This window comes from Pseudomonas sp. SJZ131 (assembly GCF_007828705.1).
GTDB classification, from domain to species: Bacteria; Pseudomonadota; Gammaproteobacteria; order Pseudomonadales; family Pseudomonadaceae; genus Aquipseudomonas; species Aquipseudomonas prosekii.
The window spans coordinates 759,415-781,056 of record NZ_VIVC01000002.1 but is presented as its reverse complement, the minus strand read 5'-3'; the positions used below and the strand labels follow the sequence as shown (position 1 = coordinate 781,056).

Annotated in this window: 24 protein-coding genes, 1 tRNA gene and 1 pseudogene; 16 read left to right on the top strand and 10 right to left on the bottom strand. The window is 57.2% G+C overall.

Features of this window, described 5'->3' with window-relative positions:
- The first annotated feature begins 153 nt into the window (after nucleotides 1-153).
- The 4 genes from FBY12_RS10545 to FBY12_RS10530 are packed head-to-tail and all read left to right on the top strand — an operon-like array spanning nucleotide 154 to nucleotide 4,194.
- The gene (locus FBY12_RS10545; RefSeq protein ID WP_145252831.1) at nucleotides 154-1,131 is read left to right on the top strand and encodes a tripartite tricarboxylate transporter substrate binding protein; all 978 of its coding nucleotides are present in this window, start codon (nucleotides 154-156) and stop codon (nucleotides 1,129-1,131) included.
- Nucleotides 1,132-1,189: 58 nt separating this feature from the next.
- Nucleotides 1,190-1,648, top strand: a complete 459-nt coding sequence (locus FBY12_RS10540) for a tripartite tricarboxylate transporter TctB family protein (RefSeq protein WP_121730962.1) — start codon at nucleotides 1,190-1,192, stop codon at nucleotides 1,646-1,648.
- Between the two features lies 1 nt (nucleotide 1,649).
- A complete protein-coding gene (locus FBY12_RS10535) occupies nucleotides 1,650-3,164 on the top strand; it encodes a tripartite tricarboxylate transporter permease (RefSeq protein ID WP_121730963.1) in 1,515 nt (504 codons plus the stop codon).
- Complete coding sequence (locus FBY12_RS10530) at nucleotides 3,157-4,194, top strand: AbrB family transcriptional regulator (RefSeq protein ID WP_145252830.1); 1,038 nt, start codon at nucleotides 3,157-3,159, stop codon at nucleotides 4,192-4,194. Before FBY12_RS10535 ends, FBY12_RS10530 begins: the two co-directional genes overlap by 8 nt.
- A gap of 87 nt (nucleotides 4,195-4,281) precedes the next feature.
- On the opposite strand, the gene ung is transcribed toward FBY12_RS10530, so the two are convergent.
- Nucleotides 4,282-4,974: a uracil-DNA glycosylase gene (gene ung / locus FBY12_RS10525; protein WP_145252829.1), complete on the bottom strand. Its 693-nt coding sequence runs from the start codon at nucleotides 4,972-4,974 to the stop codon at nucleotides 4,282-4,284.
- A 132-nt stretch (nucleotides 4,975-5,106) separates the two neighbouring features.
- Between ung and FBY12_RS10520 the strand changes: the two genes are divergently transcribed.
- Nucleotides 5,107-6,219, top strand: a complete 1,113-nt coding sequence (locus FBY12_RS10520; RefSeq protein WP_121730965.1) for an enoyl-CoA hydratase/isomerase family protein — start codon at nucleotides 5,107-5,109, stop codon at nucleotides 6,217-6,219.
- A 55-nt stretch (nucleotides 6,220-6,274) separates the two neighbouring features.
- On the opposite strand, the gene FBY12_RS10515 is transcribed toward FBY12_RS10520, so the two are convergent.
- A complete protein-coding gene (locus FBY12_RS10515) occupies nucleotides 6,275-6,709 on the bottom strand; it encodes a hypothetical protein (protein ID WP_145252828.1) in 435 nt (144 codons plus the stop codon).
- Nucleotides 6,710-6,973: 264 nt separating this feature from the next.
- On the opposite strand from FBY12_RS10515, the gene FBY12_RS10510 reads away from it, so the two are divergent.
- The 5 genes from FBY12_RS10510 (at nucleotide 6,974) to FBY12_RS10490 (ending at nucleotide 10,969) form a co-directional block, all read left to right on the top strand.
- Nucleotides 6,974-8,461 (top strand): sensor domain-containing diguanylate cyclase, encoded by a 1,488-nt coding sequence (locus tag FBY12_RS10510; protein ID WP_145252827.1) that lies wholly within the window; start codon nucleotides 6,974-6,976, stop codon nucleotides 8,459-8,461.
- Between the two features lie 18 nt (nucleotides 8,462-8,479).
- On the top strand, nucleotides 8,480-8,698 hold the full coding sequence (locus FBY12_RS10505; protein ID WP_101207069.1) for a cysteine-rich CWC family protein: 219 nt from the start codon (nucleotides 8,480-8,482) through the stop codon (nucleotides 8,696-8,698).
- 34 nt (nucleotides 8,699-8,732) lie between these two features.
- Nucleotides 8,733-9,425, top strand: a complete 693-nt coding sequence (locus tag FBY12_RS10500; protein WP_145252826.1) for a pseudouridine synthase — start codon at nucleotides 8,733-8,735, stop codon at nucleotides 9,423-9,425.
- A 311-nt stretch (nucleotides 9,426-9,736) separates the two neighbouring features.
- Entirely contained in the window at nucleotides 9,737-10,621 is an 885-nt protein-coding gene (locus FBY12_RS10495) for an alpha/beta fold hydrolase (RefSeq protein WP_145252825.1), read from the top strand.
- Nucleotides 10,622-10,895: 274 nt separating this feature from the next.
- A tRNA-Gly gene (locus FBY12_RS10490) sits at nucleotides 10,896-10,969 on the top strand.
- A 56-nt stretch (nucleotides 10,970-11,025) separates the two neighbouring features.
- On the opposite strand, the gene FBY12_RS10485 is transcribed toward FBY12_RS10490, so the two are convergent.
- A complete protein-coding gene (locus FBY12_RS10485) occupies nucleotides 11,026-11,301 on the bottom strand; it encodes a hypothetical protein (RefSeq protein ID WP_145252824.1) in 276 nt (91 codons plus the stop codon).
- 135 nt (nucleotides 11,302-11,436) lie between these two features.
- Nucleotides 11,437-11,682: pseudogene (locus FBY12_RS10480) on the bottom strand (phenylalanine--tRNA ligase beta subunit-related protein); the annotation flags it as partial.
- 416 nt (nucleotides 11,683-12,098) lie between these two features.
- Here FBY12_RS10480 and FBY12_RS10475 point away from each other — a divergent pair.
- The 4 genes from FBY12_RS10475 to FBY12_RS10460 all read left to right on the top strand — a co-directional run bounded on the left by FBY12_RS10475 (nucleotide 12,099) and on the right by FBY12_RS10460 (nucleotide 14,301).
- The gene (locus tag FBY12_RS10475; RefSeq protein WP_109502724.1) at nucleotides 12,099-12,791 is read left to right on the top strand and encodes a DUF421 domain-containing protein; all 693 of its coding nucleotides are present in this window, start codon (nucleotides 12,099-12,101) and stop codon (nucleotides 12,789-12,791) included.
- A 170-nt stretch (nucleotides 12,792-12,961) separates the two neighbouring features.
- Nucleotides 12,962-13,204, top strand: a complete 243-nt coding sequence (locus FBY12_RS10470) for a hypothetical protein (RefSeq protein ID WP_145252823.1) — start codon at nucleotides 12,962-12,964, stop codon at nucleotides 13,202-13,204.
- Nucleotides 13,205-13,356: 152 nt separating this feature from the next.
- A complete protein-coding gene (locus tag FBY12_RS10465) occupies nucleotides 13,357-13,539 on the top strand; it encodes a hypothetical protein (RefSeq protein ID WP_101207063.1) in 183 nt (60 codons plus the stop codon).
- Between the two features lie 87 nt (nucleotides 13,540-13,626).
- Entirely contained in the window at nucleotides 13,627-14,301 is a 675-nt protein-coding gene (locus FBY12_RS10460; RefSeq protein ID WP_145252822.1) for an HAD family phosphatase, read from the top strand.
- A gap of 216 nt (nucleotides 14,302-14,517) precedes the next feature.
- On the opposite strand, the gene FBY12_RS10455 is transcribed toward FBY12_RS10460, so the two are convergent.
- Complete coding sequence (locus FBY12_RS10455; RefSeq protein ID WP_145253296.1) at nucleotides 14,518-15,783, bottom strand: APC family permease; 1,266 nt, start codon at nucleotides 15,781-15,783, stop codon at nucleotides 14,518-14,520.
- A gap of 493 nt (nucleotides 15,784-16,276) precedes the next feature.
- On the opposite strand from FBY12_RS10455, the gene FBY12_RS10450 reads away from it, so the two are divergent.
- Complete coding sequence (locus tag FBY12_RS10450) at nucleotides 16,277-17,005, top strand: bifunctional 2-polyprenyl-6-hydroxyphenol methylase/3-demethylubiquinol 3-O-methyltransferase UbiG (protein WP_145252821.1); 729 nt, start codon at nucleotides 16,277-16,279, stop codon at nucleotides 17,003-17,005.
- A gap of 152 nt (nucleotides 17,006-17,157) precedes the next feature.
- Here FBY12_RS10450 and tam read toward each other — a convergent pair whose 3' ends face one another.
- On the bottom strand, nucleotides 17,158-17,928 hold the full coding sequence (tam, locus tag FBY12_RS10445; RefSeq protein WP_145252820.1) for a trans-aconitate 2-methyltransferase: 771 nt from the start codon (nucleotides 17,926-17,928) through the stop codon (nucleotides 17,158-17,160).
- Nucleotides 17,929-18,190: 262 nt separating this feature from the next.
- Entirely contained in the window at nucleotides 18,191-19,276 is a 1,086-nt protein-coding gene (locus FBY12_RS10440) for a type I restriction endonuclease (RefSeq protein WP_145252819.1), read from the bottom strand.
- Between the two features lie 322 nt (nucleotides 19,277-19,598).
- Between FBY12_RS10440 and FBY12_RS10435 the strand changes: the two genes are divergently transcribed.
- Nucleotides 19,599-20,009, top strand: coding sequence for a low affinity iron permease family protein (locus FBY12_RS10435; protein ID WP_145253294.1), 411 nt, complete (start codon nucleotides 19,599-19,601; stop codon nucleotides 20,007-20,009).
- A gap of 85 nt (nucleotides 20,010-20,094) precedes the next feature.
- Here the strand turns inward: FBY12_RS10435 and FBY12_RS10430 are convergent, their stop codons facing one another.
- The 3 genes from FBY12_RS10430 to FBY12_RS10420 form a co-directional block, all read right to left on the bottom strand.
- The gene (locus tag FBY12_RS10430; RefSeq protein ID WP_145252818.1) at nucleotides 20,095-20,598 is read right to left on the bottom strand and encodes a DUF4142 domain-containing protein; all 504 of its coding nucleotides are present in this window, start codon (nucleotides 20,596-20,598) and stop codon (nucleotides 20,095-20,097) included.
- Nucleotides 20,599-20,673: 75 nt separating this feature from the next.
- Entirely contained in the window at nucleotides 20,674-20,832 is a 159-nt protein-coding gene (locus FBY12_RS10425) for a KGG domain-containing protein (protein WP_010462447.1), read from the bottom strand.
- Nucleotides 20,833-20,972: 140 nt separating this feature from the next.
- Nucleotides 20,973-21,611, bottom strand: coding sequence for a LysE family translocator (locus tag FBY12_RS10420; protein WP_145252817.1), 639 nt, complete (start codon nucleotides 21,609-21,611; stop codon nucleotides 20,973-20,975).
- Nucleotides 21,612-21,642: the final 31 nt, after the last annotated feature.

Genomic DNA, 21,642 nt, shown 5'->3' with positions numbered 1-21,642 from the left:
CACCATGCTGTCGACACAGCCCCGGATTCGCCCGTCCCACGCCTTTGCCCCTTCTCTTTCGTTTACGCTTGCCAGCGCTGCAGCCGGCTGCGTGACGCGAAACCGCCGCACCTGAAACATCCCCAAAAACAACAACTCCTCTGGAGACAAAAAATGAATCGATCACTGCGCCGTTTCGCCCTCGCCGCCAGTTGCATGCTCTTCGCCGGCCAATTGCTCGCCGAGCCAAAACGCCCGGAATGCATCGCCCCGGCCTCCCCCGGCGGTGGTTTCGACCTGACCTGCAAACTGGCGCAAAGCGCGCTGGTGAACGAAAAACTCCTGAGCAAACCGATGCGCGTGACCTACATGCCCGGCGGTGTCGGCGCGGTGGCGTACAACGCGGTAGTCGCGCAGCGCCCGGCCGATGCCGGCACGCTGGTGGCGTGGTCCAGCGGTTCGCTGCTGAACCTGGCCCAAGGCAAGTTTGGCCGTTTCGATGAAAACGCCGTGCGCTGGTTGGCGGCGGTCGGCACCAGCTACGGCGCCATCGCAGTCAAAAGCGATTCGCCTTACAAGACCCTGGACGATCTCGTTCAAGCGCTGAAGAAAGATCCGAGCAAAGTAGTGATCGGTTCCGGCGGCACCGTCGGCAGCCAGGACTGGATGCAAACCGCGCTGATCGCCAAGGCTGCCGGGATCAACCCGCGCGACCTGCGTTACGTCGCCCTCGAAGGTGGCGGCGAAATCGCCACCGCGCTGCTCGGCGGCCATATCCAGGTCGGCAGCACCGACATTTCCGACTCCATGCCGCACATCCAGAGCGGCGACATGCGCTTGCTCGCGGTGTTCTCCGACAAGCGTCTGGACGAGCCGGAAATGAAAGATATCCCGACCGCCAAGGAACAAGGCTACGACATCGTCTGGCCGGTGGTGCGCGGCTTCTACCTCGGGCCGAAGGTCAGCGACGAAGACTATGCGTGGTGGAAAGAGGCGTTCGACAAGCTGCTGGCGTCCGAAGAGTTCGCCAAGTTGCGCGATCAGCGTGAACTGTTCCCGTTCGCCATGACCGGCCAGGAACTGGATACCTACGTGAAGAAGCAAGTCGCGGACTACAAAGTGCTGGCCAAAGAGTTCGGCCTGATCCAGTGATCGCCTCTGTCTAGCGGCGGCGGCCCCGGTTCTCGGGGTCGCGGCCCAGGAGTTTTGCATGCTCTTACAACGCATTTTTGCTGCGGTGCTGCTGGCGGTTTGCGCCGGTCTGGCGCTGATGGCGTGGCCGTATCAAGCGGCTTTTTCCTACGAACCTGTAGGACCCCGGGCGTTTCCACTGTTGATGCTGGGCCTGATGGGCCTCGGTCTGCTCTACATGCTGTTTCGCCCCACCCCAATCGTGCACAGCGATGACGACCCGCAACTCGACCGCCAGACCCTGAACAAAATCGGCATCTGCATCGTGCTGCTGCTGATCTTCGCCGGGTTGTTCGAACCCTTGGGTTTCATCCTCAGCAGCGTCCTGATCGGCATCCCGATGGCGCGCCTGTACGGCGGGCGCTGGCTGCCCAGTATCGTCGTCACCACGCTGATGAGCGTTGGCCTCTACTTGCTGTTCGACAAGTTGATGGACGTGCCGCTGCCCCTCGGGCTGCTCGACGTTCTGGAGAACTGATATGGATACGTTTGGCTATTTGGGCCAGGGTTTCGGCGTCGCGCTGAGCCCGTACAACCTGGTGACCGCGCTGTGCGGCACGTTGATCGGCACCGTCGTCGGCCTGCTGCCGGGGCTGGGACCGATCAACGGCGTAGCGTTGCTGATCCCGATTGCGTTCGCGCTGGGTCTGCCGCCGGAATCGGCGTTGATCCTGTTGGCGGCGGTGTACCTGGGCTGCGAATACGGCGGGCGGATCAGCTCGATTCTGCTCAATATTCCCGGCGAAGCATCGACCGTAATGACCACCCTCGACGGCTACCCGATGGCCCGCAAAGGCCTGGCCGGTGTGGCGCTGTCGCTGTCGGCGTGGAGCTCGTTCATCGGAGCGTTTATTGCGACCTGCGGCATGGTGCTGTTCGCCCCGCTGCTGGCGAAATGGGCGATTGCCTTCGGCCCGGCGGAATACTTCGTGTTGATGGTGTTCGCGATTGTCTGCCTCGGCGGCATGGCCGGTGATCGGCCGCTGAAGACCTTTATTGCGGCGTTGATCGGGCTGTTTCTGTCGACCGTCGGCATCGATGCCAACAGCGGCGTTTACCGTTTTACCGGCGACAACATCCATTTGACCGACGGCATTCAGTTCGTCGTGCTGGTGTTGGGGCTGTTCTCGATCAGCGAAATCCTGCTGCTGCTGGAAAAAACCCATCGCGGCCAGGAAGCGGTAAAAGCCACCGGCCGGATGATGTTCAACTTCAAGGAAGCGTCTTCGGTGTTCGTGGTGAACATCCGTTGCGGCTTGCTCGGGTTCATCATGGGCGTGTTGCCGGGTGCCGGCGCGACCCTCGCCAGCGCCGTCGCGTACATGACCGAGAAGCGCATCGCCGGGGCCAAAGGCACGTTCGGCCAAGGTGACATGCGCGGCCTCGCGGCACCGGAAACCGCAATCGGGGCTTCGGCCTGCGGTGCATTGGTGCCGATGCTGACCCTCGGCGTTCCGGGTTCGGGCACCACGGCGGTGATGATCGGCGCGCTGTCGCTGTACAACATCACGCCCGGCCCACTGCTGTTTCAGCAACAACCGGACATTGTCTGGGGCCTGATTGCGTCGTTGTTCATCGCCAACATCATGCTGGTGATCCTCAACATTCCGATGATCCGTATCTTCACGCGCATCCTCGCCGTGCCGAACTGGGCGCTGGTGCCGGTGATCGCGATCATTACCGGGATCGGCGTGTACGCGGTGCATGCGACCACGTTCGACCTGTTCCTGATGGTCGGCATCGGCATCTTCGGTTACATCCTGCGCAAACTGGACTTCCCGTTGTCGCCGGTTTTGCTCGGTTTCATCCTCGGCGGGCTGATGGAGCAGAACCTGCGTCGTGCGCTGTCGATTTCCAACGGCGCGCTGGAAATCCTCTGGTCGAGCCCGATCACCTTCGGCGTCTGGGTGCTGACCGCGTTGATGCTGCTGATGCCGATGGTGCGGATCTGGCGCAAACGTTCGGTCGCGCGACGCGCCCTCGCCGATGTTTGATCGACCCTTCAAAACATGGTGGGGAACACCGCTGGTCGGTCTGCTTGGCGGTTACCTCGCCAGCCAGATCGGCTGGCCGTTGCCGTGGATGGTCGGCTCGTTGCTGGCGATCATCCTGGTGCGCTGCCTGACGCCGTGGCAATTGGCGGAAATCCCTGGCGGACGCAAATGCGGCCAATGGATCGTCGGCATCGGCATCGGCCTGCACTTCACCCCGGTGGTGATGGAGCAGGTGTTGAGCCACTTCGGTCTGATCTTCTTCGGCGCGTTGGTCACCAGCCTGTCCAGCGTGGTCGGGGTCTGGTTGATGCGGCGTACCGGCGAGGACCGCGCCACGGCGTTTTTTTCCAGCATGCCCGGCGGCTCCGGCGAGATGGTCAACCTCGGCGCGCGCAACGGCGCGGTGCTCAGCCGGGTCGCGGCGGGACAAAGTTTGCGGGTGTTGGTGGTGGTGTTGTGCGTGCCGGCAGCGTTCAAATATTTGCTCGGCGACGGCATGCCTATTTCCCACGCCGGCACTGTCGATTGGCAATGGCTGGCGATTCTATTCCCGGCGGGCGCCCTGCTCGCTTGGGGCTGGGAGCGTCTGCGGCAACCCAATCCATGGTTGTTCGGGCCGTTGCTGGTGAGTGCGGCGGTGAGCATCGGTTGGGATTTGCACATCAGTTTGCCGGACGGCGGTAGCCAGATTGGCCAATGGCTGATCGGCAGCGGTTTGGGTTGTCACTTCAATCGACAGTTTTTCCGCCGCGCGCCGTCGTTTATGGGCCGCACGTTGATTGGCACGGTGTTGACCATGTTGATCGCTACAGCGGCGGCGTTGGGATTGAGTGCGCTGACGCACCTGGATTTGCGTTCGCTGACGCTGGGCATGATGCCCGGCGGGATTGCCGAAATGAGCCTGACCGCAGAAACCCTGCAATTGTCGGTGCCGCTGGTGACGGCGATGCAGGTGATGCGGTTGCTGTTTGTGCTGTTTCTGGCGGAGCCGTTGTTCAGGTACTGGAATCGGTTGCCGGAGTCAGTCTGATAGACCGAGGTGTCTTCTTCGCGGGCAAGCCTCGCTCCTACAGGATCTGTGCAGGACCTGTAGGAGCGAGGCTTGCCCGCGAAGCTTTTAGACCGGCGGCAAGCGCCACTCAATCGGCGTTTCGCCATTCTGTTCGAGAAACTTGTTGGTCCGGCTGAAATGCCCGCATCCCAGAAACCCGCGATACGCCGACAGCGGCGATGGATGCACCGACGTCAGCACCAAGTGCTTGGTCGCATCGATCAGCTTCTGTTTGCTCTGGGCATGCGCGCCCCACAGCATGAACACCAGATGCGGCTGATGCTCGCTGACCACTTCAATGATCCGATCAGTGAAAAACTGCCAGCCCCGATCCTTGTGCGCATTGGCGTTGGCGCGCTCGACGGTCATCGTGGTGTTGAGCATCAACACGCCCTGATCGGCCCAACTCTGCAAATAACCGTGATTCGGGATGTCGATGTTGAGGTCGCGTTTCAACTCTTTATAGATGTTCACCAGCGACGGCGGCGCCGGCACGCCCGGTTGCACCGAAAAACACAAACCATGCGCCTGACCCGGGCCGTGGTAAGGGTCCTGGCCGAGGATCACGACTTTCACCTTGTCCAGCGGCGTCGAGTTGAGCGCGTTGAAAATCATCGGCCCCGGCGGGTAGATCTCCTTGCCCGCCGCGCGTTCCTGCTGCAGGAAGGCGCGCAACTCTGCCATGTAAGGCTGGTCGAACTCAGCACGCAGTGCCTGCTTCCAGCTCGGTTCGAGTTTGATACGGTCGTCAGCAGTCATGGTCATACCCGGCAAAATCAATGGGGCGAACCCTAGGAAAGCTGGGCAGGCTTGTCAATTGATCTGACGCACATCCGGCACTTTCCTGCGCAGCGATCATACTGAACGCTCAAATTCCTGATCGAGGTCACGATGAATCTGCACTTCGAAGAACTCACCGGCACCGACGGCGCACGCATCGGCATCGCCAGCCTGGATGCCGAAAAGTCGCTGAACGCCCTGTCCCTGCCGATGATCAACGCCCTGCGCGATCAACTCGACGCATGGGCCAAAGAACCGCAAATCGTCTGCGTCCTGCTGCGCGGCAACGGCGCCAAAGCCTTCTGCGCCGGCGGCGAAGTGCGCAGTCTGGTCGAAGCCTGCCGCAACCATCCCGGCGAAGTACCGCCGCTGGCCGCGCAATTTTTTGCCGCGGAATACCGCCTCGACTTCAAACTGCACACTTACCCAAAACCACTGATCTGCTGGGGCCACGGTTACGTGCTCGGCGGCGGCATGGGCCTTTTGCAAGGCGCGAGCACGCGGATTGTCACGCCGAGCAGCCGTTTGGCGATGCCGGAAATCAGCATCGGTTTGTACCCGGACGTCGGCGCCAGTTGGTTCCTGTCGCGGCTGCCGGGCAAGCTCGGGTTGTTCCTCGGGTTGACCGGCGCGCACATGAATGCGCGCGACGCGATCGATCTCGACCTCGCCGACCGCTTCCTGCTCGATGAACAGCAAGAAGAGCTGATCGAGGGTTTGCTGCAGTTGAATTGGCAAGAACAGACCGCGATGCAACTCAACAGTCTGTTCAAAGCCTTGCAGCAAGAAGCCGTGGCGCAGATGCCGGAAGCGCAATGGCTGCCGCGTCGTGCGCAAATCGACGAACTGCTCGACGTCAGCGATGTGCGCTGTGCCTGGAAAGCCATCGCTGCGCAGCGCGATGCCAGTGATCCACTGCTCAGCCGCGCCGCGAAAACCATGAGCGAAGGCTCGCCGGTGACCGCTCATCTGGTCTGGGAACAGATCGCCCGCGCGCGACACATGTCGCTGGCCGAGGTTTTTCAGATGGAATACACGCTGAGCCTCAATTGCTGCCGTCACCCGGAATTCAGCGAAGGCGTGCGCGCGCGGTTGATCGACAAGGATCAAAAGCCGCATTGGCATTGGCCGGACATCAACAACGTGCCGGATGCTGTGGTAGAGGCGCACTTTCACAAGGTGTGGGAGGGGCGGCATCCGCTGGCGGATTTGACTGATTACTGAAAATCCACGCAAAAAAAAAGCGGCGCTTGATGCGCCGCTTTTTTGTATCCGTCGATTAACGGTGATTGCCTCGGCCACCGCGACCGTCCCGGCCGTCGTGGTCACCGCGTCCGCCGCGATGATCTCTGCCGCCGCCGCGCCGGTCGTTGTCCCAGTTGCCGCGATGGCGGCCATCCCAGCCACCTCGATCATGTCCTTGCCAGCCACGGTTCTGCGATTGGTAATAGCGCGGCTGCGGTTGGTAATGGCGCGGTTGCGCCTGGTAATAACGCGGCGCCGAGTAGTAACGCGGAGCCGGCTGATAGTAACGCGGTGCTGATTGGTAATAGCGTGGAGCCGCGTAATAGCTGCCACCGCCCGAGTAATAAGCCGGTGCGGGGGATGAGTAGACCTGAGAACTGTAGTAGCTGCCTCCTTCTCCGTAGGAATAGGGAACACATGCGCCAAGGGAAAAACTCAACACGACCAGCAGAAAAATTCGGCGATACATGGCGGCCTCCTGGACCGCGAGTGACCAAACCAGCGACGCTGGCAGGCAACAGTCAATTGTTGGCGACTGTCGAAAGATCAGACATCGATTTCAGAATCTGGTGCGCTGTTGAAACACGTTGAAACATGTCGCCGATGAAAGGTTTTTCATTCTCGGCATGCATACAGCGAGTTTAAGGGGCAAATAGTGGCGCGTTATTGCGCAGTTATTTGCGCGGCATGCCACTAGAATGCTTGCCATCGGGTTATTGCCAACGGAATCCATATGCCGCTTCGCTCGCCGCTGTACTCCCAACGTTTGTTGGTCCTCACGCTGATCGCGTTGCTGGGTGCAGGTTTTCTTGCCACCTCATTTCTCAGCTACTACGCGTCGCGAGCGTCGATCCGCGACAACATCGTCAATACCGAATTGCCGCTGACGTCCGACACGGTGTATTCGGAAATCCAGAAAGACCTTGTCAGACCGATCCTCATTTCTTCGATGATGTCGCGCGACACGTTCATGCGCGATTGGGTGGTCAACGGCGAGCACAATCCCGAGCAAATGACCCGCTACCTCAACGAGGTCATGACCCATTACGGCGCCTACACGGCGTTTTTTGTCTCCAACAGCAGCCTGACCTATTACCACGCCAAAGGCGTGCTCAAGCAGATCCGCGCGGATGAGCCGCGTGACGCCTGGTATTTCCGCGTGCGCGACATGGCTGAGCCCTACGAAATCAACGTCGACCCGGATCTGGCGAACAAGGACAACCTGACGTTTTTCATCAATTACAAAGTCTATGACTACAACAACCGCTTCATCGGCGCGGCGGGCGTCGGGTTGACGGTGGATGCGGTGATCAAGCTGATCGACAAGTATCAGCAGCGTTATCAACGCAGCGTTTACTTCGTCGACACCTTCGGCCGACTGGTGCTGACCGGCGCCGAGGGTGGCCCGCAAGGTGCGCGCGCCGGGCAGAGTCTGGGCGAACTCGAAAGCATGAAGGGGCTGGTCAGCCAATTGCCGAAACCGCACAGCGGCAGCTACGAATATTCTGGCCAGGGCCAGGGGCATTTCCTCAACGTGCGGTTTATTCCCGAGCTGAACTGGTACCTGTTCGTTGATAAACGCGAGGACGGCGCACTGAGTGAAATCCGCCAGTCGCTGTACCTCAACCTGCTGATCTGCCTGTTGGTGACGCTGATTGTGCTGATCTTGCTCAACCGCGTGATCAGCCGCTATCAAGGCAAGATCCAGGCGCAAGCGACCCTCGACAGCCTGACCGAACTGCCCAACCGCCGTGGCTTCGACCTGCTGGCCGCGCAAGCCATGCACGAAGCCGAGCGCGAACCGAAACCGCTGACCGCGATGCTGCTCGACCTCGACCATTTCAAGGCATTGAACGATACCTATGGCCACCTCGCCGGCGATCAGGTGTTGATCGGCTTCGCCCGCGACTTGCAGAGTTGCCTGCGCCAGTCCGACATCGTCTGTCGCTGGGGCGGCGAGGAATTCATCGTGCTGTTGAAGGATACCGACGGTGAGACCGGTCAGAAAATCGCCGAGAAAATTCGTCAACATGTGCAGGATCAGCGTTATGCCTACAACGGTGACGACCTGCGTCTGACGGTCAGCATCGGTTTGACGACGTTGCAGCCGGATGAAACCTTGCACACGCTGCTGTCACGGGCCGATCATGCGATGTACCGGGCCAAACAGGCCGGACGCAACCGCACCTGCGTGGAAATGCCTCACTCGGTTTATGAATGACTTTCGAACGATGACTCAATGAACAAGCCTGATCACTGCCCGGCCTGCGGCGCGCCCAACGACTGCAGCCTGGCTGACCCAAGAACCGCCGATCGCGCCTGCTGGTGTTACGGCGTAAGCATCGACCCGGCGGTCCTCGAAGCGTTGCCGGCGCAGTTGCGCGATATTTCCTGTCTGTGCCCACGTTGCGCGCAAGTCGAGGCGCAGCTGCAAGCAGCCGCCCGGCCGATCACGTAAGATGCGCGGCCCTTTTCTGTCCGACTTTTAACCGATGCGTGTAGACCGTTTCCTCAGCAACTTGCCGCGCTTCAACCGTCAGCAGGTTCGTCTGTTGCTGGTGGAAAAACGCGTTCGCGTTGACGGAAAAGTCGTCAGCGACCCGCACACCGACGTGCTGGAATTCAGCCGCGTCGAAGTCGATGACCAAGTGCTGCAAATCGGCAAACCGGCGCGCTATTTCATGCTCAACAAACCGCCCGGCTGCGTCAGCGCCACGCGCGATCCTCAACATCCGACGGTGCTCGACCTGATCGACGAACCGCACAAGGACGACCTGCACATCGCCGGGCGCCTGGATTTCAACACCACCGGCCTGATGATCATCACCAACGATGGCAGTTGGTCGCGGCGCCTGACCCAGCCGCAGACCAAACTGCCGAAGGTCTATTACGTCGAAACCGAGCAGGAAATCGGCCCGGAGTATGCAGTCACCTTTAACCAGGGGCTGTACTTCGCGTTCGAGGGCCTGACCACGCAACCTGCCGAATTGGTGCTGCTTGGGCCGAAGTCGGCGCGGTTGAGCATCGTCGAGGGTCGTTACCATCAGGTGAAGCGCATGTTCGGCCATTTCGACAACAAGGTGCTGCGCCTGCACCGCGAAAGCATGGGCCCGCTGCTGCTGGATGACGCGCTAAAACCGGGCGAGTATCGCGCGCTGCGCACCGAAGAGATTCATTTGATCTAAGCAGGCGACCGCTCAGCAGAAGTTGTCGAACAATTTACCGATGCCACTTGCGTGACCGCGTCGCCCCTGCTTGAATCAGGTCGTCGGCCGAAATGTGACCGACGAGTCACAACATACTTCCAAGAAACTTTTTGCCGGTAGAGAACCCTCAGGTTCCGCTGTCCCCCGGCAGACTGCCCGCCAATAACAATACCCGTCGACCTGCCTTACCGGATCGACATGGGCCCGCAAATTCCAGGCGTATGCCTACCTGTCACAAAGCTCGTGCAATCTCATTTGCGCGCATACCCGCTTGCCAGGAGTCTTACGACATGAGGCCAGAAATCGCTGTGCTGGATATTCAGGGGCAGTACCGGGTTTACACGGAGTTCTATCGCGCAGACGCCGCAGAGAAGACCATTATTCTGGTCAACGGCTCGATGGCCACGACTGCGTCGTTTGCTCAGACCGTGAAAAACCTTCACCCGCAGTTCAACGTGGTTTGCTACGACCAGCCCTACGCGGGCAAGTCCAAAGCCCACAACCGCCATGAGAAATTGCTGACAAAAGAGGTCGAAGGACAGATCCTCCTGGAGCTGATCGACCACTTCGCCGCCGAGCACGTGCTGTCGTTTTCCTGGGGCGGCGCCGCGACCCTCGTCGCCCTCGCCCACCGGCCACGTCGCATCGAAAAAGCGGTGATCAGCTCGTTCTCGCCGGAGATCAACGAGCCGATGCGCGACTACCTCGAACGCGGTGTCGACTACCTCGGCAGCCGCGACGGCGACCGCGTCGGCAACCTGGTCAACAGCACCATCGGCAAACACCTGCCGTCACTGTTCAAGCGTTTCAACTATCGCCATGTGAGCAATCTGGCCGAGCACGAATACGGGCAGATGCACTTCCACATCAGCGACCTGCTGCACAGCGACCGCCAGTGCTTCCTCAAGGCAGCCGAAAAAATCAACGTGCCGGTGCTGTTCATGAACGGCGAATGGGACGAATACACCGCCGCCGACGGCGCCCGGCTCTTCGCCAACCACGTGCAACACGCAACGTTCAGCACCCTGCAAGCGACCGGGCACTTCCTCGACATGGAACACAAAGCCGCCTGCCGCGACAGCCGTCACGCATTGCTGGGCTTTCTGAAACCGGCGCAACCCGCCAGCCGACCGCGCTACCGATTTGTTCAGGAGCACCATGCGCTGGCAATCTGAAACCGCGTCATCGCGAGCAAGCCCTACGCTGCCCCGGGTCAGCACCACCCGCAGGAGCAAGGCTTGCCCGCGAATGGCCGTCACACGGATCTACGGTGTATCACCCGAGCTAAAGCCATCCAGCACAAAGAAAAATTTCACTTCCGCGCGCACATCTGGTACAAAGTCAGCCGCTCTGAGCGGGTGTCGAATAATGGCACTACTCCAGCTTCCCAAGCTGATAACGAGGGTTCTTAATCGGCCCTTGCCCCAGGTGCGTAAAGAGCTCGACCAAGCGGGTATAGTTTAGTGGCAAAACGAAAGCTTCCCAAGCTTTAGTTGAGGGTTCGATTCCCTCTACCCGCTCCAATCAGGCGCAGCAATTCCGGGCCTTCTAGCCAATATTGCTACTACCGCCAAGCAACTCAAAACCAGTTCGCCCCTCCCCCTCCCCCGTTGTCACCACAAGCCAAAAGACAGGTGCGTAATCGATTCTGCGCTTTGTCAAACTTGGCTAACCCAAAGTCCGCTAGCGGCGATAGGTAATAGAACCAGAATCTCTCTGCCGCCAGAGGGATAATGATCGGATCTTTAAAGATGCCGTACTTCTCAGCCCCCCCCAGTTCAACAACTCGATCTACTACCACCAGACTTTGCCACTTGCAGATGACCATTCCAGCAACGCTATTTGATTTTTCCACCGAACCAACCGTGCTACACCCGTCACGATAATTTCACATTTGCAGGTGTACGGTTGTGTCAGCTCCTTTAGTGATTCCCGGCCCGCACCCCATCGCGGGCTTTTTTTTGCGCCAAAAAAAGAATCCGTAGAGAAGAGTGACCCCTTCATCATCCCGCCAGACGACCTCGCCAGGCTCAGGAGACTCGAGGGCATGCACGCCACCCTTTGTAGTGTCAAACACTTCGGTACCGTCGGCGACTACAAGGCGAGGGGAGCCGACGTACGCTGCCGCGTTCTCGCCACCTACCGGTATCGCGTACTCAATGCTGATCGCGTTATACAGGTCGACCACAGGCTCGATACTGGCAAAACTTCGGTCACGCAGAACCCGCTTGCGCAGATAGAGGGAGCGCTCGCGGTAGTTTATGGCGCGGCAGCCATCAAGCTGCTCTCGCGCAACTGAACAGTAATCCCTTCAAGAGGTGATAAAGCTATGCAAGCAGTAATGCAACTGCCCGCAGGTCGGCCCCTTACCCACCTTACGGGATTATAAAATCCGCGTCAGCGAAGCGAGAAGCATCAACAGATGCTGATTCCGCGCCTGCGCGAGTAAGCCTTCCAGTGAGTAACGGATTAGGCAAACTGGCTCACCATTCTTTGGTGAATCGAAGCTAAGGTTCATCTATTAAAGATTCAAATTCCACGACTAGCCTGTGTTCATCGCCGCTGTGAAGCTGCTCACAGGATGTAACGACATAGACGGGCAGCACGCGCACAATTCAATGATTGTCTGAAAAACAACAAAAAGAGGTGATGATGTCTCCCTTTGATATTCAACGGATGTTGATAGATGAGTTTCCAATATCATTTTTGCTAGAGGTAGGGTTTCGGGCAACTTTTGCCTTTCTTGCCGTTTTCTTATTTTTAAAGTCAAGTGGCCGACGCGGGATAAGACAGCTCTCACTTTTTGAGTTGGTCGTGATTTTGACGTTGGGCTCCGCTGCCGGAGACGTGTCTTTCTACCATGACGTACCACTGCTGCCTGTCGCAGTCGTTTTCCTCACACTGCTGCTGCTCTATCGCATGACCGTTTTGGTCATGACAAAAAGCAAGAAATTTGAAGCATGGATAGATGGTCTTCCTGTAACCGTCATACGCAATGGCTTGTATGAACCTAAATCTTTGGAGAAGTTGAATATTTCATCAAGTGAAATATTGATGGAGCTTCGACAACGGGGCGTTGAGCACTTGGGCCAAGTTAGATTGGCGCTTATGGAAACAGATGGCGACATCAGTCTTTATTTTTACGATCAAGAAGACGTTCGACCTGGTATGTCAGTCCTACCTTTAGAGCATCGTGCGGAGTTCATAAAAGTGCCCGCCACGGGACTTTATTGCTGCGTGAGTTGTGGCTTTGCACAATCTATTCAGGCAGGGCAACAAGCACGCTGCTCGCGGTGCGATCATGATATCTGGTCAACGGCGCTGAGCACTCAACGCTGTAGGTGATGGTTGCTGGTAATAATCCCACTCGGCATCAGTCAAAAAGACAGGCGCCAGCACTTCGAGGAAGCAAATATGAAGGTATTCATAAGCTCGGTGCTAAAGGGATTTGAGCAATTCATACGCCCCCCCGCCTTGAGTTCGCATTTTTACCGCAGCTTACCGAGAGTCATGCGGTGCATGAGGCGTCTCAGCGCCGTGACGAGATTTTCCAAAGTTTTCATAGCTTGGGCCTCGCAACTCTCAAGCAAGGCTACACAGATTGGCGACATTTCCCAGGCTTCTTCCTCGACGGGAAATATTACCTTGGCCCCGAATTGATGACGGCCATAGGTTGGCTGGAAGGACAGCAGTTTTATTACGATGAGCTTGACCCCACCGGTGAGCCAGTATTCCCAACCAACATCTGTTCGCGCTGAAAAACCCTCAACGAGAAAGCGGAAGCAGACGGCGGTGGCATCCCTGCTTGGCTGGTTCTCCGCTTCGATGATTCGCGAAAGACGGAACGACTCAGATCATATGCTTTCGAAAAATTGAGCACTTTGAATTTTGAGAGGCGAGGAGAAATCTCATGACTGAAAAAAGCTCCGTTTCATCAAAAAAAAGTAAAGCACTGGAGGATTCAGCTCTCGTTCCAGACGTGTCAGAAACAGGTTTAACAGATGACGAACGAGTCGTTAGGGAAGATCAAATCCTCAGCGACGAATCACGTGTGGAACCCGGCCCGGCCGACTTGGAAAGACTTAAAGATTAAAGCTAGTACCGCTTGATATTCGATGCGATCAATATTTCGAATATGCGATATCTATTACTTGAACTATGCCTAATGGAGGTGCAACGCATGCGCCAGCAAACCTCATTCATATTCGATCTGGATGGCACGTTGACTGATAGCGTTTACCAGAATGTCTTTGCGTGGAAGACAGCATTGGATTCAGAAGACATTCCATTGGCCATGTGGCGAATTCACAGAAAGATCGGTATGAGCGGCGGGCTGATGCTCAAGACGTTAGCCCGTGAGACCGGCCTGAAAATCACACCCGACCAGGCCAAAAGGCTCAGCGATAAACATGATAAAGCCTACAAGGATCTGCAAGGCCAGATAACCGCTCTCCCTGGCGCTGTCGAGCTTCTCGATACCTTGAACCGCGAGCAGCTCAAGTGGTGTATTGCGACCAGCGGTGGGATGGATACTGCAGCAATAAATCTGAAGGCATTGGGCTTGGATATCTCGAAGGTCAATCTCATCACCCGTGATGACGTGAAGTATGGCAAGCCCGATCCAGACCTTTTTCTCGCCGCTGCAAGCAAACTCAATGTACCCATCGAAGATTGCCTGGTGATCGGCGACGCCATCTGGGACATGCTAGCCGCACGCAGCTGTAAGGCCACCGGTATAGGGCTGCTTTCTGGTGGTTACGACACAGGAGAGCTTGAACGTGCTGGTGCATTCCGCGTCTACGAGGATCCACTGGCACTGCTGCGGCACCTGGACGAGGTTGCTTCCCGCCCGTGAGCTATCTGTAGACACGCGGATTGAGTTGGTGTGCTCCCCACTCGCGGCGACGTTCAGATATGCAGCCATGCCAGACGATTGATCGGGTGGTGTTCCAGTGTCCTTGGAATCGACGATCCGAGGCATTGCATTCACCCGATACAACTGCGCCCAGCCGGCACTCCTTTAACTCCGACAAGTTTCACGCTGCGATAGACAGGGAAAGCGCTCACAAGACTAGCTAGGCTCCGCCGGCGCCGGCATTGCCACTCTTGAACAGACGAAAAGCAGCATGCCTATCAGGATCAAGACCCCTCCCCGCATCCATGTTTCCAGACTTTGCTGACTGAGCAATACAAGGCACGACACGATAGCAAGTACCGGAACCCACGTAGGCACTCGAAAGTGATCTTCCGCCACCTCGTCACGGCGCAGGATTAACACGGACAAATTAGTGCTGAGAAACACGAACAGCAGGAGCAGGACGACGGTTTCGGCCAATGTAGCTAGCGTTCCCGTCAACGTGAGTGCGATTGCTACAAGGGTAGTGGCGATGACCGCGACCCAGGGGGTGCGTCGCTGAGGCAGCACCTTGCTCAAGGCGTTCGGCAAAAGCCCTAGACAGGCCATGCCATAAGTGAGGCGACTCGCCATTATCATGGTTAACAGCGCGCCGTTGGCTACCGCGATCAGTGCAATGAAGGCGAAGACGCGAGGCGGAATGTTTAAACCTGACGCCCGAACCACTTCAAGAAGAGGAGCCGAGGTTGCCACAAGTTTTTCCATGGGCAGTACGGAAGATGCCGCGACGCCGACGGCCATGTAGACGACTCCGGCGGTTAGCAATGCGGCAAATAATGCGCGCGGGTAAACATTACGAACGTCTCGAATTTCTTCCGCGAGATTGGCGGATGTTTCGAATCCTACGAAGGAATAGAACGCGATCAACGCGGCACCCAAAACCGCTAACATCGGGCTGATCCCCGGCTTGAATTCCAGGCTGCGACCCAAATCCGCTTCGCCTGTGCTGAAATACCAAGCAGCGGCAACAACGACCAATAGAAGACCTGACAGCTCAATGACTGTCATCACCAGGTTGGCTCCCAAGGACTCTTTAATCCCCCTTGCATTCAGGAGCGCGATAACGACAAGGAACAGCAGCGCCGCGATGTGAGACGGCACATGGATGAACGCCGCCAGGTAATCACCCGCAAACGCCAGCGATAAACCCGCCGCGCTCGTGACAGCTGCGGATAGCATGCAAAAGCCAACGAGAAAAGAAATGAGCGGAGACCGGAACGCCTTCTCTGCGAAAACCGATGCGGCGCCCGCATGGGGATATTTTGTCACCAACTCTGCATAAGAACCGGCAGTCAGCATCGCGAAAAACAGAGCGATGAGCAGAGGCACCCATATCGCGCCACCTACCTCCCCCGCAATTGTCCCGGCAAGAGCATAAACGCCCGCCCCGAGAACATCGCCGAGAATAAACAGAAAAAGCATCGGGCCTGTAACGGCGCGGCGCAGGGAGGTCTTGGGGGGCAAGGTCTTCACGTTCAACTTCCAGGCTTGCTGTTGCGAGAGCCGATTATCGGGCTGAAAGCTAGGCGGCTTCACTCTCAAGCAATGGAAATTCGCGTCTCACTAAAGTTCACATATCTTGCCAAAGTGAAGGGAGCTTGCTCGCGCTGGATTGCGCAGCGATCCCGTTTTGGGGCGGCTGCGCAGCCCAACGCGAGCAAGCTCGCTCGCCACAGGTCTAGCGTCAGATTCAGAGGATTTTTGAGGCATCAACGACCGCCTCCGAAACGCTACTTACATTTCTATAACGCACCTCTTGTTTGCACTTCGCGCCCGCCGCATTAGCATGCGGACCATCTGCAACCACCCTCCTCCTGCGCGGCCATCGACGAATACGCGCCATCACTCTTCGAGGGAAACCAATCGGCTGCACACTCGATGCGGCCCGTGACGAACTCAACAGAGCAACGCAAACATGACGCAAAACATTTACGACGATCCTGAGTTTTTCCAGGGTTACAGCCAGATGGGCCGTTCGCTGGGTGGTTTGGATGCAGCGCCGGAATGGCCGGCGCTGCAATCCTTGTTGCCGCCGATGCAAGGTCTGAAAGTTGTCGATCTTGGCTGTGGTTATGGCTGGTTCAGTCGGTGGGCCAGTGAGCACGGTGCGCACAGCGTGCTCGGTCTCGATGTGTCGGAGAAGATGCTCGAGCAGGCGCGCAACACAACGTCCGCCGCCAACATTCAATACGCCCGCGCCGACCTTGAGCATCTCGATTTGGCCGAGGGCAGTTTTGATTTGGCCTACAGTTCGCTGGCGCTGCATTACATCAAGGATCTCGCGGGACTTTTCGCCAAGGTTTATGCGGCGCTGAAGCCTGGCTCACGGTTTGTATTTTCCATCGAACATCCGATTTTCATGGCGCCGCGCAATCCGGGTTGGTTGATTGATAGCGAAGGTCGCAAACGCTGGCCGCTGGACAGCTATCAGCTCGAAGGTGAGCGAGTGACGAACTGGCTGGCGGAAGGTGTGATCAAGCAGCACCGCACGGTCGGGACGTTGCTGAACATGTTGATCGCAGCGGGGTTCACGATTCGGCATGTCAATGAATGGGGGCCGAGCGATGCGCAAGTGGCGGCACAACCGGCGCTGGCGGAGGAACGCGAGCGGCCGATGATGATGCTGGTGTCGGTCGAGCGCTGAAACTGTCGGTTGGGTAAACAAAATCCCTGTAGGAGCGAGCCTGCTCGCGATTGCGGTGTGTCAGCCAACATCACCATCAACTGACACCCCACCTTCGCGAGCAGGCTCACTCCTACAATTTGCGCATTTCGTTCTGACAACTCGATTGGCCGTTAACGGGTCGCGACGATGAATAACCGTGGAAACGGCAGCAGCACAGAACCATCCTCCAACGCCGGATAAGCCTGTTCAATTGCCGCCAGATAACGCTGCAAAAATTCCGCTCGCTCGCCCGCGTCCAGCGGCTCGAGAAACGGCCGCAAGCCACTGCCCTTGAACCACTCCACCACGCCCGACGCCCCATCCGCCAACGGATGATGATAAGTCGTGCGCCACACATCGACGCGCGCGCAGTGCGGTCGCAGCATCGAGTAATAGTCCCTGGCGCTGGCAATTTCCGTGCGCTGCCCGGCGGCGTCCGCCAACTTGCTGGCCCACGGTCCGCTGGTCGCGACTTCGCGCATTAAACGATGGGAGGGTTGCTCGAGGGTGTCGGGCATCTGAATCGCCAGGCTTCCGCCCTCGCGCAATTTGCCCACCAGCGATAGCAACAACGCCGAGTGATCAGGCAACCACTGCAACACCGCGTTGGCGAAAATCACATCAAACGGACCGCGCTCGCTCCAGGTGCCGATATCCACCGTGTCGAATTGCAACGATGGCAAGCGCTTGCGAGCCGCGTCGATCATGTCGCTGGAACTGTCCACGCCACGCACCGTGGCATCGGCGAAACGCTCAACCAACAATTCCGTGGAATTGCCGGGACCGCAGCCGATATCAATCACCGAACGCGCCTCCACGGCCGGGATCGCCGCGAGCAAATCGCGGGCCGGGCGGGTGCGTTCATCTTCAAAAGCGACGTACTGTTTGGCGGACCAACTCATTGCGTTCTCCTGTCGAAAAGTCGTCCCAGGCTGAGCCCGGTGACCGGTTCGCTACCATAGCGCGGCCTGCGCAATAGCCCAAAACGATTGGCTCGACAGCCGCAGTTAACCGCGCATCATCGTCCCGGTATTGGGCTTTGAGAACCTAGAGGTAAAAAAACAATAGCGCTAACCAGCGATGTAAGGCGACGGTTTTCCACTGAAAACGCATTGACTGGATCAAAAAAACCGGCTGCTCGAGCCGGTTTTCTATCGGAGCTTGCTAGTCGTAATAGCCCACGGTTTTCTTCAAATGATCCGAATAGTTGTAGATATCGTCCACCGAGGTTATCGGATGCCTCGTTTCGTTTTTATCCTGATCAAAGATTCCAATGTATTTCTGCGACCGGTTGAAATGGAGGCGACAGATCGGTTTTCGATTGTTGTCGTCGAGCAAAATACCGAAATAGCTTTGAGTATCGCGCTGCACGATTCTCTTCGCCTCGACAACAGATCGAACCACGGCCCGGACGATGTGATAGCCCTCCAGCTCTTCCAACGTCGTAATAATCTTGTCCCCTGACTCATCTCTTTCGTCAGGCTGTGGAGTGACACCTGTGGGAGCAGGCAAGGAGGCTAACGAGGGTTGAATGGCGCCGCTCATAGCTGACTTAAGCCGTTCATTGATTTGGTCATTGAGAAACTGCGCCACAGCTTTTCTCGTTAACTCTTGGAACTGCTCACGGACTTTTTGCGTGATAACCCCGTCGTACACGCGAGACGCGAATACTTTCACAAAGTCGTCATCGGGCTTACTGACCTGTGCAGCAATTATTTTCTTGATCTGGCTGACGTACTTCAGCTCACCGGCGGCGCTGATGATCGAGTCGACATCAAATGCTGACTTAGTGAGCTTGATCAACTCGGGAACCGAATACTCGTCAATCTCCAGTAAATCCAGCTCCAGGAAAGGCTTCTCGTCCATCTTGTTAGGTGCATCCAAGTCGGTGAAAAACTTGTAGATCTGACCATTAGTCAAAATGGAAATACGAGCGCTGGTGACATGAAAATAGCGAAACAGCTGGGAGGCATGATTAATGTGCAACGATTCACCGATTTTTTTGCATTCGATCAAAATCTGAACTTCGCCTCCCTTCATGATGGCGTAGTCGATTTTCTCGCCCTTCTTCGTCCCAACATCGCAGATAAACTCTGGAGTCACCTCGGTGGGATCAAAGACATCGTAGCCCAGCACCGTACTGATAAAGGGCATCACAAACGCGTTCTTGGTTGCCTCTTCGGTCTTGATTGCGGCGCCTTGCAAGCGGACTTTGGCAGCCAGGCTTGTTAGTTTTTCAAAGAAATCCATGAGTAGCCTCTTACTTGGTTTCGATCCGTGAGCTCGCATACTGGCGATTTGACTGCCATTGATACTAGACACAAACCGGCACAAAGAAAGATCGAGACCATAAATCAGAAAACGAAGGCATTTTCACTTAAGGACAAATAGTTCTAATACGGTTCGAATTGCGGAATTGCAGGCTGCGCCAACCTAGGTCTCACTCGCAATCAGCCCGTCAGATATTGAACACGATGCTCATATAGGGCTTCCGATGACAGTGGTGGAAAAAGAAATTTCAGACCACCACCACTGTCTCAATCTCAGGCGCATCCCTACAAGGAACACGGCAATGAAATTCGCAAAGATCTCGCAGAAACTCGCTCTGTGGGCCGGGAGTCCCCGGACTTTTCTCGGTGCGATTATTCTGATTTGTTTGTGGGGCCTGAGCGGGCCGATCTTTGGTTTCAACGATACGTGGCAGCTGATCATCAATACGTCGACGACCATCATCACGTTTCTGATGGTGTTCCTGATTCAGAACACGCAGAACCGTGATACCGATATTTTGCATTTGAAGATCGATGAGTTGCTGCGTGTGACGAAGGATGCGCAGAACGCGATGCTCGGGCTCGAGGCGCTGGACTTGAAGCAGTTGGAAGCGCTGAGGAAGCAATATCGCAAGATCGGCGAAAGCGAAACCATCGCCATGGATGTTCCGCCAAGTGGCGATCAGCCAAAATCACGATTTGATCAATGCTGACCAGGCTTCGCGGGTGATTTCGGTCACCCGCGTCGCCGGGCGTTTATTGCCAAGCTTGGCCCGATAAAAGCCTTGTCCAAAAAAATCAGCGGCTGGCCTGTAGTGATTTGGCCATTTGCAGATGATTTTGCAATTTCGGCAGAGTCTCTTCGGCAAATGCCTTGATCTCGGGAACGTCGGTGTTCTGCGCTTCCTGCTCGATCTGCGAGATGGCTTCCTGGGTGGTTTGCACCTGGCTGGCGACGTAGGCCTGATCGAAGGTCGTGCCGTCCTTCACTTCCGGCATCAGCTCTTTGGCTTTGTCGGCCACCTCTTCGTGAGGGGCGACGGGCAAGTCGAGTTTCTTGGCGATTTTCGCCAGATGCTGGTTAGCCGTGGTGCGGTCATTGATCACAACGATCGTGTAATCCTTGACCTCTTTGGATTCGGATTTCAGGTGCGCCAGGCGACTGGCTTCGATGTCGGCCATGCCTTTGGCGGATGCATCGTTGATGAAGTCGGCTGGCGACTGGGCAAACGCACTGCTGGCGCACAGGCCCAGTAACGTGGCAAAGCTGGCATTGCGTAAACGGGTGGCCATCCGGCTCATGGTCGCGCCCTCCTTCTGAAAAAATTCAAACGGGAGCTTACGCTCCCGCCTCTCAATCAAAACTACCTTCATCCACTACTTGGATTTCTGGCCACCTTTGCGTCCCATATCGGGTTTGGCAGGGTCTTTGTCGACAGTCGTGGTGGTAGTTTTCCCACCCTTGCGACCGGCTTCAGACGCCTTGGTTCGATCGTTGGCAAAGTTTCCCGAGTTCGAGTTTCTTGAGTTAGGCATGATTCTCTTCCTCTTGGTGTTGATCGCGGCGAGCAAAAGCCCGCATAGGATGAGAATTCCAAACCGGACAAAGGTTTAGAAAAAACTCCGCTTGATGCGACGAACGGTGGCGAACATCGCCCTATCAAACGGTGGCTTGTTCACGCCTTGTTGGTCACCAAACCGGGCAATGCATGCGCCAGGACGTTGATGGCGAAGCCGATGAACATCACGCCGCACAGACGTGTGATCAGCAGTTCATGGCGTTGATACAACGAGCGCACGCGCCGCGCGCCGACGATGCCAATCAGAATCGCGTACGCCAGTAAACCACCGATGAAGCTGAGGAAGATCAACCATGGCAGCATCGACCATTCGAGCAATTCGGCGCGGCTCGACAACAGCGCGGTGAACGTTGCGACAGCCACCGGGTAGGCTTTCGGGTTGGTCAGGCCGAACAGAATGCCGTGCCAGAACGGCTGCCGCGCCGCGCCCTGCGGCTGGTCAGCGCTGGCGCGTTGAGTGCGGATTGCGCGTAATCCGAGCCAGAACAGGTACAAACCGCTGAGCACGCCGAGCACGTCAAACGCGGTGCTGCCGATTTCACGCGCACCGACAATCGCGATCAGCGCGGTGCTGCACCAGATCACATCACCGAGCAAATGCCCGCACAGAAACCCCGCCCCGGCACGCCGACCGCGCGCCGCGCCAATCCCGAACACCGCCAGCACACCCGGTCCGGGCGTGATGCCATAGATGAAGCCGGAAGCGAGCACGGCCATAAGCAGCGATGGGGTCATGGGAAATCCTTGTTCAAGCGCGGACGAGTGG

Bases quoted from the DNA above. Each gene is read 5' to 3' on its own strand.
- FBY12_RS10430 (WP_145252818.1), bottom strand. From the start codon at position 20,598: ATGAGCCGGATGGCCACCCGTTTACGCAATGCCAGCTTTGCCACGTTA.
- FBY12_RS10440 (WP_145252819.1), bottom strand. From the start codon at position 19,276: ATGGATTTCTTTGAAAAACTAACAAGCCTGGCTGCCAAAGTCCGCTTG.
- FBY12_RS10425 (WP_010462447.1), bottom strand. From the start codon at position 20,832: ATGCCTAACTCAAGAAACTCGAACTCGGGAAACTTTGCCAACGATCGA.
- FBY12_RS10500 (WP_145252826.1), top strand. From the start codon at position 8,733: ATGCGTGTAGACCGTTTCCTCAGCAACTTGCCGCGCTTCAACCGTCAG.
- ung (WP_145252829.1), bottom strand. From the start codon at position 4,974: ATGACTGCTGACGACCGTATCAAACTCGAACCGAGCTGGAAGCAGGCA.
- FBY12_RS10530 (WP_145252830.1), top strand. From the start codon at position 3,157: ATGTTTGATCGACCCTTCAAAACATGGTGGGGAACACCGCTGGTCGGT.
- FBY12_RS10520 (WP_121730965.1), top strand. From the start codon at position 5,107: ATGAATCTGCACTTCGAAGAACTCACCGGCACCGACGGCGCACGCATC.
- FBY12_RS10515 (WP_145252828.1), bottom strand. From the start codon at position 6,709: ATGTATCGCCGAATTTTTCTGCTGGTCGTGTTGAGTTTTTCCCTTGGC.
- FBY12_RS10505 (WP_101207069.1), top strand. From the start codon at position 8,480: ATGAACAAGCCTGATCACTGCCCGGCCTGCGGCGCGCCCAACGACTGC.
- FBY12_RS10455 (WP_145253296.1), bottom strand. From the start codon at position 15,783: ATGCTTTTTCTGTTTATTCTCGGCGATGTTCTCGGGGCGGGCGTTTAT.
- FBY12_RS10495 (WP_145252825.1), top strand. From the start codon at position 9,737: ATGAGGCCAGAAATCGCTGTGCTGGATATTCAGGGGCAGTACCGGGTT.
- FBY12_RS10535 (WP_121730963.1), top strand. From the start codon at position 1,650: ATGGATACGTTTGGCTATTTGGGCCAGGGTTTCGGCGTCGCGCTGAGC.
- FBY12_RS10510 (WP_145252827.1), top strand. From the start codon at position 6,974: ATGCCGCTTCGCTCGCCGCTGTACTCCCAACGTTTGTTGGTCCTCACG.
- FBY12_RS10420 (WP_145252817.1), bottom strand. From the start codon at position 21,611: ATGACCCCATCGCTGCTTATGGCCGTGCTCGCTTCCGGCTTCATCTAT.
- FBY12_RS10540 (WP_121730962.1), top strand. From the start codon at position 1,190: ATGCTCTTACAACGCATTTTTGCTGCGGTGCTGCTGGCGGTTTGCGCC.
- FBY12_RS10475 (WP_109502724.1), top strand. From the start codon at position 12,099: ATGTCTCCCTTTGATATTCAACGGATGTTGATAGATGAGTTTCCAATA.
- tam (WP_145252820.1), bottom strand. From the start codon at position 17,928: ATGAGTTGGTCCGCCAAACAGTACGTCGCTTTTGAAGATGAACGCACC.
- FBY12_RS10435 (WP_145253294.1), top strand. From the start codon at position 19,599: ATGAAATTCGCAAAGATCTCGCAGAAACTCGCTCTGTGGGCCGGGAGT.
- FBY12_RS10460 (WP_145252822.1), top strand. From the start codon at position 13,627: ATGCGCCAGCAAACCTCATTCATATTCGATCTGGATGGCACGTTGACT.
- FBY12_RS10450 (WP_145252821.1), top strand. From the start codon at position 16,277: ATGACGCAAAACATTTACGACGATCCTGAGTTTTTCCAGGGTTACAGC.
- FBY12_RS10465 (WP_101207063.1), top strand. From the start codon at position 13,357: ATGACTGAAAAAAGCTCCGTTTCATCAAAAAAAAGTAAAGCACTGGAG.
- FBY12_RS10545 (WP_145252831.1), top strand. From the start codon at position 154: ATGAATCGATCACTGCGCCGTTTCGCCCTCGCCGCCAGTTGCATGCTC.